The sequence below is a fragment of the Streptomyces sp. NPDC104761 genome (genome assembly GCF_055583445.1).
Window position 1 is genome coordinate 431,991 of the sequence record NZ_JBVJNZ010000004.1, and the last position, 17,127, is coordinate 449,117.

Consider the following 17,127-nt stretch of genomic DNA (forward strand, 5'->3'; position numbering starts at 1 on the left):
CATGATCAGCCTCAGCCACCTCACCGTCGACGCGGCAGGAAGGAACCGGCCGCCTCCGCCGAACGAGCCGCCTCCGCCGGACGAGCCGCCTCCGCCGAACGAGTCGCCTCCGCCGGACGAGCCGCCTCCGCGGATCCGGCCGGCTCCGCCGCACCGGTTTCCTTCGGCCGCGGCGGCCCCGCCGCCACGCGAACGGCGTCGATCACGTCGGGGTGGCGCAACTCCCGTGAGACCGCCCCGATCTCCTGGAGCAGCTCCGTCGCGTCGGGGTGGCTCGTCGCACCGTCGCCGTGGGCGGAGCGCCCCCCGTCGGCCACGGCATCCAGGATCGCCACCGCCGCGGCGAGGGCCCGGGCCCGGGCCGGCGGGAACTCCAGCCGCAGCGCCGCCCGGTACGCCCGGGCGCGCAGCTCCTCGTCGAGGTGCCGGGCGAGCGGGAGCAGTACGTCGCGGATGTACGTCTCGCGTCGGACCAGGCGCAGTTCGGGGGTGGCGCGGGGCGGGAAGGGGAGTCCCTCGCCGTTGACGGTCCGCAACAGCCGGTACAGCGGCCGCAGTTCGCGGTGGGCGAGGCGCACCCGCCGGCGGTCGTGCAGGTACTGGCCGGCGTGCGGCAGGATGAAGCCGACGGCGATCAGGATGGCGGCCAGACAGGCCACCGGCGGGGCGACGTCCGTGCTCAGCCGGTCCAGGTCGTGGCCGGTCAGACGGGCCGTCACGGCGGTGAACTTGGCGAGGTCGAAGACGAGGTTCAGGCCGTAGCCGATCCCCAGGAACGTCAGCCCGCAGCGCAGCCGGGCGCCGAGACCGTCGGCGCGGACCCAGTTCCACACGAGCCACGAGGTGATCGCCACGGCCACCGTGTGGGCGAGCAGATAGAGCAGGATCTCCTCGCGCATGAATGGCGTGTTGGCGTAGTACGTGTCGAGGTCCCGCACCCGCTCCACGGGTACGTCCGCGAGGGCGAACAGCACCCACAGCGCCACGATCACGGCCGCGTAGACGGAGATCACCCAGCGCCTGGCGCGCCGGTCCGCGGCCGAGCGGTCGGCGGGGCCGCCCCGCCAGGCGATGATCAGCAGCAGCCCCGAGCCGCTGAACGCGGTCAGCAGCGAGTAGACCCAGGGCGCCGAGATGTTGGGCACGCCCGTGACCCGGTTGGTCCAGGTGATCGTGGCCGGCGTCACGGACACGAACACGGCGCAGGCGAGCAGCAGCAGCCCGCCGACCGCGCGCAGCAGCGGGTCGCGCCAGAGCCGGAGGATGCTCGGCAGTCTGAGCACGAGGGCGGCGACGAGGATCGCGGTGGGGATCCACACGAAGGACGTGTACAGCTCGCCGAGGAAGGTCATCACCACGTCGTACGCTCCCCCCTGTCCCCGGCCGTCCGCCGCCGTCCGCCGCACGGCCGGTCCGAGGTTACGCGCCCGGAACTGACGGCGTCATGTCCTGCGATGACCGTCGTGGGACCGCGAACGACCGCTGTGTCCGGAAAACGCCGTCGGGGAGGCGCGCGAGGGTACGGACCGAAATCCGTCGAAGCCTGCTCACCCCATTGACGCGCGAGCGCTCGGATTTTACGGTCCCGTTCGAAGTTACGAGCGCCATACGGCATTTCGAACAGGTAGGACTTCCTCAGTAACGGCCCAGCTTCCGTCCGGGGCGCGGGGAACTGCGCGACCGGCCACGGACAACCTGCACCCGCCCACGACCGAGAACAACCCACCCCCGAAAGGCGAACATTGCGCACCGCCCGCTTCACCCTCGACCCCGCCTTCAGCGTCGGCGAAGTCAACCCCCGCCTCTTCGGCTCCTTCGTCGAGCACCTGGGCCGCTGCGTCTACACCGGCATCTTCGAGCCGACGCACCCCACCGCCGACCCCGCCGGCCTCCGCCAGGACGTCCTCGACCTGATCCGGGAGCTCGGCGTCACCACCCTGCGCTACCCCGGCGGCAACTTCGTCTCCGGCTACCGGTGGGAGGACTCGGTCGGCCCCGCCGAGGACCGCCCCCGCCGCCTCGACCTCGCCTGGCGGTCGACGGAGACCAACCGCTTCGGCCTCTCCGAGTACATCGGCTTCCTGAAGAAGGTCGGCCCGCAGGCCGAGCCGATGATGGCGGTCAACCTCGGTACGCGGGGCGTGGCGGAGGCCCTGGAACTCCAGGAGTACGCCAACCATCCCTCCGGCACCGCCCTCTCCGACCTCCGGGCCGCGCACGGCGACAAGGACCCCTTCGGCATCAAGGTCTGGTGCCTGGGCAACGAGATGGACGGCCCCTGGCAGACCGGCCACAAGACGGCCGAGGAGTACGGCCGAGTCGCCGCCGAGACGGCCCGCGCCATGCGCCAGATGGACCCGTCCGTGGAACTGGTCGCGTGCGGTTCCTCCAGCCAGTCCATGCCGACCTTCGCCGAGTGGGAGGCGACGGTCCTCGCGGAGACGTACGACCTGGTCGACTACATCTCCCTGCACGCCTACTACGAGCCCCAGGACGGCGACCTCGACTCCTTCCTGGCCTCCGCCGTCGACATGGAGTCCTTCATCGAGAACGTGGTCGCCACCTGTGACCACGTGGGCGCCAGGCTGAAGTCCCGGAAGAGGATCAACCTCTCCTTCGACGAGTGGAACGTCTGGTACACGTCGAGGTGGCACGAGATCGAGAACTCCGACGCGCGGGACTGGCCGGAGGCCCCGCGCCTGCTGGAGGACAACTACAGCGTCCTGGACGCCGTGGTCTTCGGCTCCCTCCTCATCGCCCTGCTCCGCCACGCCGACCGCGTCACGGTCGCCTGCCTGGCCCAGCTGGTCAACGTCATCGCCCCGATCCTGACGGAGCCCGGCGGCCCGGCCTGGCGCCAGACGACGTTCTTCCCCTTCGCCCAGGCGTCGCGGTACGGCAGGGGCCGGGTCCTGGACGTACGCGTGGACTCGCCGACGTACGACACGAGGAAGTACGGCGAGACGAACCTGCTGCACGCGACCGCGGTCAGGGCCGACGACGGCACGGTCACCGTCTTCGCCGTGAACCGCAGCCGCACGGAGCCGCTGCCGCTGGAGGTGGCCCTGAGCGGCCTCGGCCTGACGTCCGTGGCGGAGCACAGCGTCCTGGCCGACGAGGACCCGGACGCCCGCAACACCCTGGAGGAACCGGAGCGGGTGGCACCCCACCCGGCCAAGGGCACGACATTGACCGACGGCACCCTGACGGCCGTTCTCGAACCCCTCTCCTGGAACGTGATCCGCCTGGCGTGAGCGCCCCCACACGCGCCCCGCAGTCAACGGCCGGGGGAGTCCACCTCCACCACCTCGACCCCTCCGGCCGCACTCCCCAGCAACTCCAGCCGCACGACCCCCGGTCCGACCTCGCTCGTCCCGTCCGCGAGCACGGCCAACGCCAGCGTGTTGGCCCCCCGGGTCCGCAGGATCCCGTTCGGCAGCACGAACGTGTGCTGCGGCCCCACGTCGTTGACGTACTGCCCGAGGTTCCACCCGTTGAGGAAGATCTGCACCCGGTAGGCCCGCGCCGGATCGTCCTCCAGGACCAGCCCGACCGACGCGTCCACCCCGCCCGGCACGGACAGCCGGAACCCGGTGCGGTACCAGGTGACGCCCATCCCCTCGTCGGAGCGGGGAAGCGTGACCGGCTCCCAGCCGCCGTCCGCGAACCCGGGCAGGTGCCAGCCCTCCCGCTCCCCGTACAGCCCGCCGTTGTTCTGCGGCCCCCGCACCGGATCCGGTGCGACCGCGCCCTGGATCCGCCAACTCACCTGCGGCGAGACGCCCCTGAAGGAGACGTCGGTCAGCCCGCGCGCCGCCTTGTGGGTGTCGAGCGACCCGCCGTCCATGTCGTGCTGCATCCGCCGCACCAGCACGGACAGCACGTGCCCCGGCTTCCTGAGCTGCTTCTTTTCGAGCTTCTTCCTGAGCCCGTCGGCGGAGAACTCGGCGGTGGCCGTCCAGCTCCCCTTGCGTACCGTCTTCGCATCCGGCACCGGCATCCGGTGCGAGCCCAGCGGCACCCCGTCCAGCCAGGCCATCAGCATGCCCTGGGTGCCGGTGCTGTAGGCGAGGGAGACGGACTCCAGGTCCTCGATGCCTCCCTCGATCCGCGCCCGGTACCAGACGTCCCCGTAGTGGAAGCCGTAGTCGTCGGCGAAGAGCACCGGTCGGCCCGCCGGGACGGCCGTCGTGCTGAACGACGTCTTCTTGTCGGCGGTCTGCCACGCCGAGTCGTCGAAGCCGGCCGCGGCCTCGGGGTTCTCGGTCTTCCGGCGCCAGCCGGTCAGTTCCGGCAGCGCCGGCCGCGGCGCCGCCGGCATCCGCGCGAGGGCGACCAGGCTCTCCGAGACGGTCACCCGGGTCCGTACCGGCTGCCCGTTCCAGGTGACCGAGGTGATCCCGCGGGGCCCCCAGACCTCGACGCCGATCGACTCGACGATGTCCCCGGTGAGGTGCACGGCGGACCCGTCGAGCTTCGCGTGGCGCAGCAGCGCCGGGCCGTAGACCAGGAGCGTGCCGGACGGGGTGTCGTAGGGGAACAGCCGTACGGAGGTCGCGTCGTCGGCGAAGAGGAGGAGCAGCGGGGTGTCGGACTCGCCGCGCTGGACCAGGACCCGGGTGAGCCCGCCCTTTCCGAGCGGCGCGGTGACGTGCAGGACGCCCTGCTCGTAGACCCAGGCCGCCTCGGGGTCGATGCGCTGGACCAACGGCTCGGCCGGGCACTCCAGGACGAGGTGCGCCATCTCGCCGTAGCGGCCGGTGAACAGGGCGATGTCCTGGCGGCCGGCGGTGAGCACGAACATCGGCTGGGCGGTGCAGTAGCGCAGCTTCCGCCTGCCGAGGGAGAGGCCGGTGGTGACGAGCCGGGCGTCGTGGCCCGCGACGGTCAGCTCGACGTCGTCGCCGTCGGTGGTGCGCAGCGTGGAGGTGACCTCGTCGGCGCCGTCGTTGCGCAGGACGTAGACGTGTGCCTGGGTGTCGGGGTTGGTGAGGTGGTACGTCTTCAGCCCGGCCACGTGGACGTCGGCCGCGCGGTCCAGCTTCGCGAAGTCCGGTACGCGCTGCAGGAGATGGCCGAGCTGGTGCATCGGCGCGATCTTCGGGGTGACGTTGCGGGCCTCGTCGATGGCGGCGCCGTAGTCGTACGACGTGTAGACGACCGGTGCCGGCAGCCACCCCCAGGTGGTGCCGCCGAAGGTCATGTAGACGTTGTGGAGGGTGAGGCCGTTGGCGAGGTTGGTGAGGTAGAAGCGGCGTTCGTAGGCCGCGTCGCGGGTGCGCCGCGACTCGGCGTACCCCTTGCCGCCGAACTCGACCCCGCCCCACGGGTCGAACCAGCCGCCTCCGTACTCCGGCACGAACCCGGGGGTGCGCGGGCTCGCGGTCGCACCGCCCTTGAGGCCGCCGATCCCGAAGTCGCCCCAGTCCGGCGGGGGCTGGGAGGGCGAGGGATAGCCGTCGAAGCCGTACAGCCACCTGCCCCGCTCGCCGCCCGTGTCGAAGGAGCCGGGGATCCAGTAGCCGTTGCGGCCCTTGTCGTTGTGGAAGAGGGGGACGTCGATGCCGTCGGCCCGCACCTTCTTGTAGAGGTGGGACATGTAGGCGGGGCCGCTCGGGTCGGCGACGTGGCCGTCGTACTCGTTCTCGATCTGGTAGAGCAGGACGGTGCCGCCGCCGTCGGTGTGCTGGTGACGGCGGACGATGCGGTTGACGGCCGTCAGCCACTGGTCGACGTGGCCGAGGTAGGTCGGGTCGGTGCCGCGGGCGGCGCCCTCGGTGGCGGTGAGCCAGCCGGGGAAGCCGCCCGCGTCGACCTCGGCGTTGATGTAGGGGCCGGGGCGGAGGATCACGTACAGCCCGGTCTCGGCCGCCGTGCGCAGGAAGAGGTCGAGGTCGCGGACGCCGGTGAAGTCGTACTCCCCGGGCGCGGGGGAGTGGTAGTTCCACGCCACGTAGATGCTGACCGTGTTGTAGCCGTGCCCCCGCATCTTCTCCAGGACGTCCCGCCACAGGGACGGGCTCGGCAGGCGGAAGGGGTGCAGCTCGCCGGACCAGACCACCAGGCGCCGCCCGTCCACGACGAGGGAGTAGTGGTCGTAGCCGATGGTGTGCCGCCGTCCGTCGGCTCTCGGCGCGGCCGGTGCCGGGCCGGTCGGCACACTGCGTGCCGCGTAGGCCGCGGGCGCCCCGGGGCCGCCGCTGCCGCCCAGGGCGAAGCCGAGCGCGGCCGAGCCGGCGAGGGCACTGAAGGTACGTCTGCTGAGCGCCAAGGGATCCTCCCGGGCGATCTTACGGGGCGCGGGTGCGGCCATTGTCCACGGGAGGACGCCCCACAATGGACGCATGAGGATCTCGGCACGAGCGGATTACGCGGTACGGGCGGTTCTGGAGCTTGCCGTACGGCAGGGTGAGGGCCCCGTGAAGGCGGAGGAGATCGCCGGCGCCCAGGACATCCCGCACAAGTTCCTCGAGGGCATTCTGGGTGACCTCCGGCGTGCCGGGATCGTCGGCAGCCGGCGTGGCGGGGGCGGCGGCTACCGCCTGGCGCGGGAGGCGTCCGCGATCACCGTGGCCGACCTGATCCGCGCGGTGGACGGCCCGATCGTCTCGGTGCGCGGCGAGCGCCCGACGGGCCTGGCCTACACCGGCACCGCCCAGCCGCTGCTGCCCCTGTGGATCGCCCTGCGCGCCAACGTCCGCAGGATCCTCGAAGGCGTCACGGTGGCGGACATCGCGGCGGACGCCCTGCCGGAGCCGGTACGGGCGCTGGCGGCGGAACCGGCGGCCTGGGAGAACCCTTGAGCCCCTGCGGCGGTCCCTCCGGCGGGGTGTGAAATCCGGCGTTGTGAATGGCCGGAGTTCGACCTGACCGGTTCATGCCATGGTTCCTACGATTCGAGCGCCCCGGCCTTCACAGGAAACGCACAGTTTCTTCAAAAGTGAACTACGGAACTACGGGACGGCCGCGGGTGCAACCCCCCACTCGATCACCGAACCGGAGAAACCATGGGACCCAGGAGACACCGACTCCTGTTCGGCGGAGCGCTGGCCGCGCTGCTCACCGCCGGGCTGCCCGCTCAGGCCCAGGCCTCGTCGTCGCCGGTCTTCGACGACCCGCCGCCGGACAAGATCGTCATCAACGTCGCCACGGTGAACGGCTCCGGCTGTCCGCAGGGAACCACCGCGGTCGCCGTGTCCGAGGACAACGAAGCCTTCACCGTCACCTACAGCGCCTACCTCGCCCAGGCCGGCGGCAACTCCGACCCGACCGCCTTCCGGCGCAACTGCCAGCTCAACCTGGTCGTCCACGTGCCGGGCGGCTTCACCTACGCCATCGCCAGCGCCGACTACCGCGGCTTCGCCTCGCTGCAGCCGGGCGCCACCGGCACCCAGCGCGCCTCGTACTACTTCCAGGGCTCCTCCAACACCGCGGCCGCCAACCACCCCTTCACCGGCCCCTACAACGACAACTGGCAGGCCACCGACACCACCGACTGGGCCCAGCTGGTCTGGGCGCCCTGCGGGGTCCAGCGCAACTTCAACATCAACACCGAGCTGCGGGTGAGCGCCGGCAGCGCGAACCCCGGCAAGGTCAGCTTCATGACCATGGACTCCACCGACGGCGAGATCAGCACCGTCTACCACCTGGCCTGGAAGCAGTGCCCCGCCACATAGCCCGGCCGGTCACAGGCTTCCGGGCCGGACCAGCCCGGTCCGCTTGACCCCGGTCAGGATGGGCGTGACCTCCATCGCGGAGACGTGCTCCAGGGCGCCGACCGTGTCGCTCAGGAAGACGTAGAGCGCGTCGAGGTCGGCCGCCGCGACGGCCACGACCAGGTTGGCCGAGCCGGTGGTGGCCGAGGCGAACCGCACCTGTGGATGACGGCTCAGCCGCCGCCCGGTCTCCTCCAGACGGCCGGGGGCCACCGTCATCCACAACAACGCCTCGGTACGGATGCCCAGCCGGGCGAGATCGACCTCGGTCGCGAGCCTGAGGACCAGGCCGCCCGTCAGCGCCTCCAGGCGCCGGCGGGCGGTCAGGGCACTGATGCCGGCACGGCGGGCGAGGTCCGTGTAGGAGGCCCGCCCGTCCTCGACGAGCCCGGCGACCAGCTGGTGGTCGGCGGGGGTGAGCGTCGGGTGCGGGGCGCCCTGCGAAAGGCCGGGCCGCAGACTGGCCAGCTCCTCCTGCGACAGCAGGCCGCCGCTCCAGTCGAACCCGGCCGGGAAGACGCGCAGCAGCGCGTGCGAGGTCCACGACTGGACCGCCGCGGTGGCCGGAAGGTCGCGCAGCAGCAGGTTGTTGCGGGCGTCCGGCCCGTCCAGGAACAGGATCGTGCAGATCTCGTCGCCGCCGCCGAGGACGTCCACCCAGATCGTGTCGGGGCGGCGGGCCAGGGTGGCGGCGACGGCGCTGATCCGGTTGGGCTTGCAGCGGATGCGCAGGGCCAGCGGGATCAGGCCGGGGAAGCACACCGGGTTGCGGACGGCCGTGGCCCGCAGCGTGCCGTCGTGGTAGAGCGGCGCCGCCCGCCGCACCACGGTCCGCTCCGAGACCCCGAGGACCCGCCCGACCGTGCGCCAGGAGGCTCGCGGGGAGGCCAGCATCGCGGCGGCGATCCGGCTGTCGGTCTCGTCCAGCTGATGACGCGCTTTCTCCATGTTGCACGATGCTATGACGCTCTTTCTCGATATTCAGCCCGCATTCTGGCTCATCTCCGCACTCCTGGTGAGGATCGGTGACGTCGCAGCCGAACCGAGAGAGGTGAGCACCATGGCGGGCATCGAGAACCCGGTCGTGGCCACGGAGCAGGGCAGGGTCCAGGGCGTCGCGGAAGGCGGGGCGGTCTCCTTCCGGGGCATCCCCTACGCCGCGTCGCCGGTCGGCGGGCTGCGGTTCGCCGCACCGCGGCCGCACGAGGGGTGGACGGGGGTGCGGGAGGCGGTCAAGGCCGGACCGTCCGTCCCGCAGGGCCCGTCCCGCCTGGAGCGGGTGATGGGACACCGGGTGCCGGACTGGGACGAGGACGGCAGCCTCACCGTCAACGTCTTCGCGCCACGCGGGGCCCTGGCGGACGGCACACCCCGCCCGGTCCTGCTCTGGTGGCACGGCGGCGGCTTCACCAGCGGCTCCGGCGGCTGGGACTGGTACGACGGCGGCCGCCTCGCCGCCCTCGGCGACATCGTGGTCGTCACCGCCAACTACCGGGTGGGACCGCTGGGTTACCTGTACCTCCCGGAGATCGGCGCCGCCAACCTCGGCCCCCAGGACCAGGCCGCCGTGCTGCGCTGGGTGCGGGACAACATCGCCTCCTTCGGCGGCGACCCGCGCGCGGTGACGGTCGGCGGCCAGTCGGCCGGCGCCTACTCCGCGCTGTCCCTGGCGCTCGACCCGGCGACCTGCGGCCTGGTCACCCGGGTGCTCGTGCAGAGCGGCCCGTTCGGACTGGCCCCGCAGGACCCCGAGGACGCGGCGGCGAACGCCGGGGCCTACCTGGAGCTGCTCGGCGTCCCGGCCGGTGCCGGCACCGCGCAGGCCCTGCGCGCCCTGCCCGCCGAGCAACTCCTGTCCGCCTACGGGCAGCTGGCGGCGCGGCTCGCCCGCCCCGGCAACGCCGCCCCGCCCATGTACCCGGTGCTCGGCGCCCCCGGCATGCCCCGCACCTGGCAGCGGGCGCTCGCCGACGGTGCCCTGGAGGGCAAGCCGCTGCTCATCGGGACCACCGCCGACGAGGCCACGTCCTTCTTCGCCTTCGACCCGGCCGTCCAGAACCTCACCGGTGCCGGCGCCCTGGACCTCCTGTCCGCCCAGGCCGGCGACCGGGCCCGGGAGCTCTACGACGCGTACGCCGCCCGGCTCCCCCAGGGCACCCCCGCGCAGATCTTCACCGCGATCGGCACGGACACCCTCTTCCGCGACGGCTCGCTGGAGATCGCCGACCACCACGCGGCCGGCGGCAACGCGACCCACGTCTACGAGTTCGACTACCGCCCGGCCGCGGACCCGCACGCCCTCGGCGCCGCGCACTGCGCCGAACTCCCTTTCCTCTTCAACACGTTCGACGCCTACCCGGACAGCCCGATGCTCGGCAGTGTCGGCGATGCCCAGCGCGCCCTCGGGCACGAGTTCGCCACCGCCGTCGCCGAGTTCGTCAGGACCGGCTCGGTGCGCGACTGGCTCCCGTACGCCCCCGGCACGCCTGCCCGCGTCCGCCACTTCGGCTGACCCGGCTGACCCGGCTGAACCGGACCCGGCTGAACCCGGACGGCGGCGGCCTGCTCAGACCCTGCCGGCCGCCGTGGCCCGGAACGTGTTCCGGTAGGCCTGCGGGGAGACACCGATCGCCGCGTGCAGGTGCTGCCGCAGCGACGTGCCGGTGGCGAAACCGACCTCGGCGGCGATCCGGTCGACCGACAACTCACTGGTCTCCAGGAGGTCGCGGGCGCGCCGCACCCGCTGCTGGATCAGCCAGCGCCCGGGGCTGGTCCCCGTCTCCTCCTGGAAGCGGCGGGCGAAGGTGCGCCGGCTCATCCGGGCGTGCTCGGCCAGCTCCTGCAGTGCCAGCGGCCGTTCCAGGTTCTCCAGGGCCCACGCCCGGGTCGCCGCCGTACCGGTGGCGCCCTCGTCCGGCACCGGCAGCTCGATGTACTGCGCCTGGCCGCCGTCCCGCCACGGCGGTACGACGCACTGCCGGGCCACGCTGTTGGCGACCGCGCTGCCGTGGTCGGAGCGCACGACGTGCAGGCACACGTCGACGCCGGAGGCCGCTCCCGCCGAGGTCAGGACATCCCCGTCGTCGATGAACAGCACGTCCGGATCCAGCGCCACCTGCGGGAACATCCGCCGGAACAGCGGCGCCAGCGCCCAGTGCGTCGTCGCCGGCCGCCCGTCGAGCATCCCGGCCGCCGCGAGCGCGAACGCCCCCGTGCAGATGGAGACGATCCGGGTCCCGGGCCGGATCCGCGCCAGCGCGGCGGCATCGGGCCCGGACAGCTCCTGCGCGATCCGCGCCATGTCGTACGGCGGTACGACCACGGTGTCCGCACTCTCCAGCGCCTCGGGCCCGTGCCCGACGGTGACGGTGAAGTCGGCGTTGGTCGCCACCGTACGGTCGTCCGTCGCCGTGCAGGTCACCACGTCGTAGGCGCCGGGAACGCAGGCGAAGACGCGGTTCGGGATCCCCAGCTCGAAGGGGTAGACCCCGTCGAGAGCGAGCACGACGACCCGGTGCGGGCGGGCGGGCAGGAAGTCGATGTCGTCGGACATGGCACGATCCTATCGCTCACGGCCTATCCTGCCACCACACGGCAACCCGACTCAGCGAGGGCTTGGACACGAATCCCCTCCAGATCGTCGAGGCCGTCAGGGGCAATCCGCACTATGAGGGCGGATGTGTGAGACTCCCTGTCTGTCATTCCGGTGTATCCGGAGTGGGGCAGGATGTCGCCAATGGTCTGGGCGTGCCGGTCTGGACTCCCACCACCAAGGTCGGCGTCCTGCCGAGCCTCGGGAGGGGCACATTAGTCATGCTGAGAGTCGGGTTTGTCCGCGAGTTCTTCGAGGGGCCGGTCGATCTTCCCGGGATCGGTGAACTCACGCGCTCGGACTCCGGGGAGTGGCAAGGGATCGCGGTCGTCGCCGTCGCGTACCTTGCCAACTCCCCGGTGGTTGCCGAATTCACCGAGACCGACAAGTGCTTGCTGGGCTGTGGCGAGAACCTTGTAGGCTGCTCGTCATTGTTCACCGACGGGGCCTGGGTCTGGCGCCGCGATCTCGCGCATTACGTGGGACGCCACGGCGTGGTGCTGCCGGCGGAGTTCGTCGAGCGGATGCGGGGGTTCGACTGGAAGCCGCCTGTAGAGGCCGTCGACGCGTCGCTGGCGCGCCTGGCATTGCAGACCGCCTGGCAGGTGGTCTGACGTGTTGAGCGACATGACGGATGGGACCACGTATATCGCCGCCGCGGGAATTCGGACCGTCCCGGGAATTTCGTCGGCACGGTGCTGAGGTTGGGGAGTGGGAAGTGACAGGATCACGCGCGGAACGCCGTTCCGCCGGTACCGAGACCATGGTGGACGTGCTGTTGCGCTGGGCGTGGATCCGGCGCCGCACGCCCGCGCGGGACATTGCGGACTTCGACGGCGGGCAGCCGCTGCGGGTCGTCGGGTTCACTCAGAGCATCGGTGGGACGGTCAAGGTCTCGGTCGGTAAGGGCAAGCAAATCGCGCGGCTGAGGCAGGGCTACCTTCGGCTCGCCGCCGGTGAGGCGCCGGTCTGGACCGACGCGCGAGGAGGCCGGAGCGAGACTCTCCAGGGACCGTTCCGGCTGAAGCCGGCTGCCGGGAAGGTACGTCTGGCCCGGAAGTTCGAGCGATACGAACTCGTCACGGGCGCGGGGACGTATGACTTGACGGTTCCTAGGAAGGACGGGGAGCTGGTACGGCATGTGTTGGGCGGCGGGGCGGGGACTCGTTAAGGCTCCAGGGTCGTGGACGACGACACGCTGGTGAGCGATCTGCTGGAGCCCCACGTGGGTGTATGCCACCGGGTCGCCTGCCAACGCCCTGCAGCCGGAAGTGGCTGAGTACGAAGATCTCTCGGTCTACCGCGACGGCTACTCGCCGTTCGCGATGAAGAACGTCGGTTGGCTGCGCAGCCTCACACTCGGCAGCCACGACTGCGATTTCTGTTCCGATGAAGACGGGCGGGGTGGCGATGGAGAAATTCACGTCTACTCCGCGGATCAGCCAGTGGTGTTCTCGGCTCCCTTGCTCGTCCTCCACTATGTGACACGGCATGGATATACACGTGAGGGGAGCGCCCTTTCGCTGGGACTCCAGGGCGGAAACCCTGGCCGCCATCCTGGCGGATCCCATGAGTCACGCATTCGGCTCGTGTCCGGCGAGCACGGCCTCCACCGCCTCGCGCGCCGCGCCGAGATCGGCGTAGGCGCGTTCGCGGTGCACCGGGGCGAAACCGGCCTCATCGACTTCCGCAACCAGTTCGCCGCCCACATGGGCCCGGTCGCCCTCCGGCTGCGCGAGCAGCCGCAGATCCACCACGGCCGCGCCCGGGTCCGCTGGGAGATCCTGACCGGTGGCGGCGCGGAGGCCTCCTGCGCCACCGGAACCGACCGACGTCCTGCACCTCGAGGAGGACGGCCGGTCGCGGGTAGAGGCGGGGCATGTCTGCCCCCGGGCTTGCCCCTCCGCACCTTCCCCGCGAGCCGCCAGGGGTGGAGGATCCTCCCTCTCTGCCCTGGCCGACATGAAGGAGAAGTGGCGTGCGCGCGCAGACACGGCCCGGTGCGGTCGAGGCGACCGGGGCCGGGCCGCAGCGGTCCGAAGCGGCGACCGTCCGGCCGCCCGTGCGGGACCTGAGCCCTGCGGGCGTCCGGGATTTCCAGGGGACCGCCGGCAACGAAGCGGTGACCCGGGTGGTTCAGCGGCTCCGGGACCCCGTCGCGACGGTGCAGCGGACCAGGACGGCCGATCCGGAGATCCAGCCCATCGTCGACGCGGTGGAGGAGATGCTGGGCACCGCCCGCTCCCTGATCGCCACGGCACAGGGGTTCGCGTTCCGGCTGCGGGGCAGGGAGAGCCAGCAGAAGCACTGCGACGACCTCGGCATGTCTCTGGACACCGCCGAGCACATGGTCTACGGCCAGTTCCGCGCCGACGGCCCGGCCGGCCGGACGGCCAACCCGCGCACCACCGCGCTGAAGGCCCTGCTGGACGAGATCCAGCAGCGGCACATCGAGTACGTGGGCATCCTGCGCCGGTTCGGCCTGCGCCCCGTCGGCGCCGACATCGGTCCCCAGGACACCGAGGGCCTGGCGCAGCTGTCCGACACCTGGTCGCGGGTGGTCGGCGGCCAGGGCATCAGGACCTCCTCCACCCCGCGGCCGTTCGGCGAAGACCGTACGCCCGCCCCGGTGCGGGGCTTCGAGGACCAGATGCTGTCCCACCACGCCCGGCTGCTCTCCCGGCAGCACGGCCGGGACCTGGTCGGCGGTCTCACCGCCGGAGTCGCGGGCGCCGGCACGGCCATGGTGAGCGTCGTGCCCTTCCACCCCGAGCAGATCGAGTTCATGGGCGGCAACAGCGTGGTCGGCGCGGAGGCGGCCGTCGACACGCCCGAAGGACTCGCGTCCGCCCCCGACACCCCCGGCAGGGGCAGCACCAGCGTCGTCGCCGTGCCGCACGGCCTGCGGGACAGCGAGGGCGCGCACGAGGGCGAGGCCGTCTCGCCCGCCTTCCTGGTCTACGGGCACGAACTGATTCACGCGCAGCACAACATGCACGGCATCAACATCCGCAACATCGGTGACGAGGAGGCGGCGACCGTCACCGGCAACGAGACCTCCACCGCCCTGCACGAGCAGCGGCGGGTGCCGGTCACCACGGAGGAGATGCTGCGCGACGAACACGGCCTGCCACGCCGCGGCGGCTACACCTGAGGAACGGCCGCCGGCCACAACGGCCGCCGGCCACAACGGCCGCCGGCCACAACGGCCGCCGGCCACAACGGCCGCCGGCCACAACGGCCCTACGCCTCGCGCCCTAGTCCCGACGCCGGATGCGGCCGGACGCGTCACCTCATAGCCTCGCCGCATGGCATCAGTTGACTCTCCCCGCAGCGAACCCCGAAGCCAGGAGCAGCGCAAGCGCGAGGCCCTGGAGCGGCTCGCGCGGGACAACGACGTATGGGTCGCCACGGCCGACGCGGGCGGCGAGCCGTGCCTCGTCCCCCTCGCCTTCTGGTGGGACGGCGAGAGCGTGTGGCTGGCCACGCGCGACACCAACCCGACCGGACGCAACCTCATCGCCTCCGGCCGGGTCCGGCTCTCCTTCGGCCACACCCGCGACGTCGTCCTGGTCCACGGCACCGCGCGCATGCTCACCCGGGAGGAACTCCCGGCCGCGGTGGGCGACTCCTTCGCCGCCAAGGACGGCTGGGACCCCCGCGAGGACCACCCGTCGTACGTGTTCTTCCAGGTCGCCCCGCAGGTACTGCAGGCCTGGGGAACGGTGCCGGAGCTGGCCGGACGGACCCTGATGCGCGACGGGAAGTGGCTGGTCTAGGGCTGCGGGCCACGTACGGGCCCGTGCACGGGCTTGCCGAGACGAATCCGGTGGAAAGGCGTCTGCGGCCGAGACGCCGGAGGCCTGCCGGTGTGCGCGCCTGCCGGACAAGGACCGTGAGGCCACCCGCTTCTCCGGCCAGTGTCGTGCCTCCGCGCACCGAGTAAAGGGCGCTGCGCGTCGCCTTCGGCGATGGGCCTGCGGCCCACCCTTGACTCGGTGCGTTCCAGCACGGGAGAGAAGCGTGCGGGCGGCCGGAGGGGAACGGGGGCCGACCGGAGTGTACCAGCCGTCGGTCAACTCCGCATCGCGGCCGGGGGCGCGACCGCGCCTCGGCGGCACGCCGCGCGGGCAAAGCGGCGAACGGCCGGTGGCGGCCGGACCGCTCAGCCCAGCCGCAGAGTCCTGCTGTTCCGGTGGCGTCACGGGTGGATCGGAGGATCCGTGCCACCCGTCCACCGGTCCATCCCCGCCTCACCTGGCGGACATCCCCCCAGCCCGGCACACATCCTCCTTTCGCGCCTCCAGACGGTGCGGCGATGCGGAGGGCCGATGCGGCGCTGGTGGCTCCGGCCCTGGCTTTCGGCCACCCACCACCGGCCGTTCGCCGCTTTGCCCGCCCGGCGTGCCGGCGAGGCGCGACCGCGTCCCTTCACGCCGGACGCGTCCGCAGCCGACCGTGGGGCCTGTTTGCCTGAGCCGCCCACTTTCGCGGGCAGCCCGCTCGCTTCTTCCCCGTGGTGGAGCGACCCGTGTCAAGGGTGGGCCGCAGGCCCATCGCCGAAGGCGACGCGCAGCGCCCTTTACTCGGGTCGCGGAGGCACGACCATGAAAGAGAAGCGGGCGGCCCTACGGTCACTTTCCGGTGTGCGTGAGGAAGTTGGCCCACGCGGTGGGGGAGAGGGCGAGCTGGGGGCCCTGGCGGTTCTTGGAGTCGCGGATGTGGATGGTGGTGGGGCAGGGGGCGATCTCAATGCAGTTGTCGCCGGATCCGCTGCTGTAGCTCGACTTATGCCAGGTGAGGGCCACTTCGACGCAGTCGCCGTCGCCGCCGCTGCTGTAACTGCTCTTGAACCACGACAGGTTCATGGTGCTCATAGGTCCCCTCGCATCCGCTGCAACAGGCTCCGTGAGTCTTTCAGCGTAAGAGCCTGTGAGCGCATCCTGGCATAGCGCTGCTGGAGGATGCTGACTTCCTTCGGGTCGGATACGAGCAGGCCCCCGCGTTGCCCCTCGCAGTAGGCGAACCACTTGTTCTCCGGTGTCTCCATAAGCTGCACCGGGCCGTCGAGCCCCGCGTGTGACTCCCGTACCGTGGGCATGACCTGGATCTCGACGTTCCGCAACTCCGCGAGCCGCAGCACATGAGCGATGAGTTCTCGGGTGACCTCTGTTCCGCCGGTCCGGCGCAGGAACACCCCCTCTTCCAGGATGAAGCTGAACGCCGTGTTGGGGCGCTCGCGCAGTAGTCGCTGTCGGTCGGCTCGGGCCACCCACTGTGCCTCGATCTGCTCGTCGTCCAGCGGCGGCAGCTGTTGGGTGAACAACGTCCGCGCGTACGCCTCCGTCTGCAACAGGCCGGGCAGCAACCGGCATTCGTAGGTGTACAGCGTGATCGCCGCCGCCTCCATCCGAGCCCACCGCCGAAACCAAGCCGCCAACCCAGGCTGCCGAGCCACATGCCCCGCCGCCCGCCGCAGCGCGCCCGTGTTGCCCAGGGCCTCCTCCGCCGCCTCCACGAAGGACTCGTCCGGCATGCGGCGGCCCAGCTCCACGGACGCCACCGTGTGTTTCGAGAACCGCACCCGTTCGCCGAACTCCTCACGGCTCAGCCCGGCATGTTCGCGCAACGCCTGGACCACTGCCCCGAAGGTCCGCAGACTGTCCGACGACTCCGGCTCCGCTCCATCGCCCACGTAGGCCACCTCCCGGCCCCATGGTGACGGCGCGTCACCGGTACGGTCCAGTCCGTGACCGCGTACGCGGGACCGGCGTACGCGGCTCCCACCTGGAGAAGTGCCCGTCGTCGGCGGCAGATTGG

Annotated in this window: 15 protein-coding genes and 1 pseudogene; 9 read left to right on the top strand and 7 right to left on the bottom strand. The window is 71.6% G+C overall.

Features of this window, described 5'->3' with window-relative positions:
• Positions 1–20 precede the first annotated feature (20 nt).
• The gene (locus ACZ63F_RS14785) at positions 21–1,352 is read right to left on the bottom strand and encodes an MAB_1171c family putative transporter (RefSeq protein WP_469711396.1); all 1,332 of its coding nucleotides are present in this window, start codon (positions 1,350–1,352) and stop codon (positions 21–23) included.
• 390 nt (positions 1,353–1,742) lie between these two features.
• Here ACZ63F_RS14785 and arfA point away from each other — a divergent pair, with 390 nt between their 5' ends.
• Positions 1,743–3,254: an arabinosylfuranosidase ArfA gene (arfA, locus tag ACZ63F_RS14790; protein WP_469711139.1), complete on the top strand. Its 1,512-nt coding sequence runs from the start codon at positions 1,743–1,745 to the stop codon at positions 3,252–3,254.
• 23 nt (positions 3,255–3,277) lie between these two features.
• On the opposite strand, the gene ACZ63F_RS14795 is transcribed toward arfA, so the two are convergent.
• Entirely contained in the window at positions 3,278–6,271 is a 2,994-nt protein-coding gene (locus ACZ63F_RS14795; RefSeq protein ID WP_469711141.1) for a glycoside hydrolase family 35 protein, read from the bottom strand.
• Between the two features lie 73 nt (positions 6,272–6,344).
• Between ACZ63F_RS14795 and ACZ63F_RS14800 the strand changes: the two genes are divergently transcribed.
• Together ACZ63F_RS14800 and ACZ63F_RS14805 are read left to right on the top strand one after the other, a co-directional pair.
• The gene (locus tag ACZ63F_RS14800; protein ID WP_469711143.1) at positions 6,345–6,803 is read left to right on the top strand and encodes an RrF2 family transcriptional regulator; all 459 of its coding nucleotides are present in this window, start codon (positions 6,345–6,347) and stop codon (positions 6,801–6,803) included.
• Between the two features lie 204 nt (positions 6,804–7,007).
• Positions 7,008–7,676, top strand: coding sequence for a DUF4360 domain-containing protein (locus tag ACZ63F_RS14805; RefSeq protein WP_469711146.1), 669 nt, complete (start codon positions 7,008–7,010; stop codon positions 7,674–7,676).
• Positions 7,677–7,685: 9 nt separating this feature from the next.
• Here ACZ63F_RS14805 and ACZ63F_RS14810 read toward each other — a convergent pair whose 3' ends face one another.
• The gene (locus ACZ63F_RS14810) at positions 7,686–8,663 is read right to left on the bottom strand and encodes an Lrp/AsnC family transcriptional regulator (protein ID WP_469711148.1); all 978 of its coding nucleotides are present in this window, start codon (positions 8,661–8,663) and stop codon (positions 7,686–7,688) included.
• A 112-nt stretch (positions 8,664–8,775) separates the two neighbouring features.
• Between ACZ63F_RS14810 and ACZ63F_RS14815 the strand changes: the two genes are divergently transcribed.
• A complete protein-coding gene (locus tag ACZ63F_RS14815; RefSeq protein ID WP_469711149.1) occupies positions 8,776–10,227 on the top strand; it encodes a carboxylesterase/lipase family protein in 1,452 nt (483 codons plus the stop codon).
• A 54-nt stretch (positions 10,228–10,281) separates the two neighbouring features.
• On the opposite strand, the gene ACZ63F_RS14820 is transcribed toward ACZ63F_RS14815, so the two are convergent.
• The gene (locus tag ACZ63F_RS14820; RefSeq protein WP_469711151.1) at positions 10,282–11,268 is read right to left on the bottom strand and encodes a GlxA family transcriptional regulator; all 987 of its coding nucleotides are present in this window, start codon (positions 11,266–11,268) and stop codon (positions 10,282–10,284) included.
• A 164-nt stretch (positions 11,269–11,432) separates the two neighbouring features.
• On the opposite strand from ACZ63F_RS14820, the gene ACZ63F_RS14825 reads away from it, so the two are divergent.
• From ACZ63F_RS14825 to ACZ63F_RS14835, 3 genes and pseudogenes are all read left to right on the top strand, one after another.
• Complete coding sequence (locus ACZ63F_RS14825) at positions 11,433–11,921, top strand: hypothetical protein (RefSeq protein ID WP_469711153.1); 489 nt, start codon at positions 11,433–11,435, stop codon at positions 11,919–11,921.
• Positions 11,922–12,070: 149 nt separating this feature from the next.
• Positions 12,071–12,478, top strand: coding sequence for a hypothetical protein (locus ACZ63F_RS14830; RefSeq protein WP_469711154.1), 408 nt, complete (start codon positions 12,071–12,073; stop codon positions 12,476–12,478).
• 154 nt (positions 12,479–12,632) lie between these two features.
• A pseudogene (locus tag ACZ63F_RS14835) lies at positions 12,633–12,794 on the top strand (DUF7919 family protein); the annotation flags it as partial.
• Between the two features lie 87 nt (positions 12,795–12,881).
• Here the strand turns inward: ACZ63F_RS14835 and ACZ63F_RS14840 are convergent.
• Complete coding sequence (locus ACZ63F_RS14840; protein WP_469711409.1) at positions 12,882–13,064, bottom strand: hypothetical protein; 183 nt, start codon at positions 13,062–13,064, stop codon at positions 12,882–12,884.
• Between the two features lie 221 nt (positions 13,065–13,285).
• Between ACZ63F_RS14840 and ACZ63F_RS14845 the strand changes: the two genes are divergently transcribed.
• Positions 13,286–14,461, top strand: a complete 1,176-nt coding sequence (locus ACZ63F_RS14845; protein ID WP_469711156.1) for a type III secretion system effector protein — start codon at positions 13,286–13,288, stop codon at positions 14,459–14,461.
• A gap of 154 nt (positions 14,462–14,615) precedes the next feature.
• Positions 14,616–15,086, top strand: a complete 471-nt coding sequence (locus tag ACZ63F_RS14850) for a pyridoxamine 5'-phosphate oxidase family protein (RefSeq protein WP_469711158.1) — start codon at positions 14,616–14,618, stop codon at positions 15,084–15,086.
• An 855-nt stretch (positions 15,087–15,941) separates the two neighbouring features.
• Here the strand turns inward: ACZ63F_RS14850 and ACZ63F_RS14855 are convergent.
• The gene (locus ACZ63F_RS14855) at positions 15,942–16,184 is read right to left on the bottom strand and encodes a DUF397 domain-containing protein (protein WP_469711159.1); all 243 of its coding nucleotides are present in this window, start codon (positions 16,182–16,184) and stop codon (positions 15,942–15,944) included.
• Positions 16,181–17,002: a helix-turn-helix domain-containing protein gene (locus ACZ63F_RS14860; protein WP_469711161.1), complete on the bottom strand. Its 822-nt coding sequence runs from the start codon at positions 17,000–17,002 to the stop codon at positions 16,181–16,183. Before ACZ63F_RS14860 ends, ACZ63F_RS14855 begins: the two co-directional genes overlap by 4 nt.
• Positions 17,003–17,127: the final 125 nt, after the last annotated feature.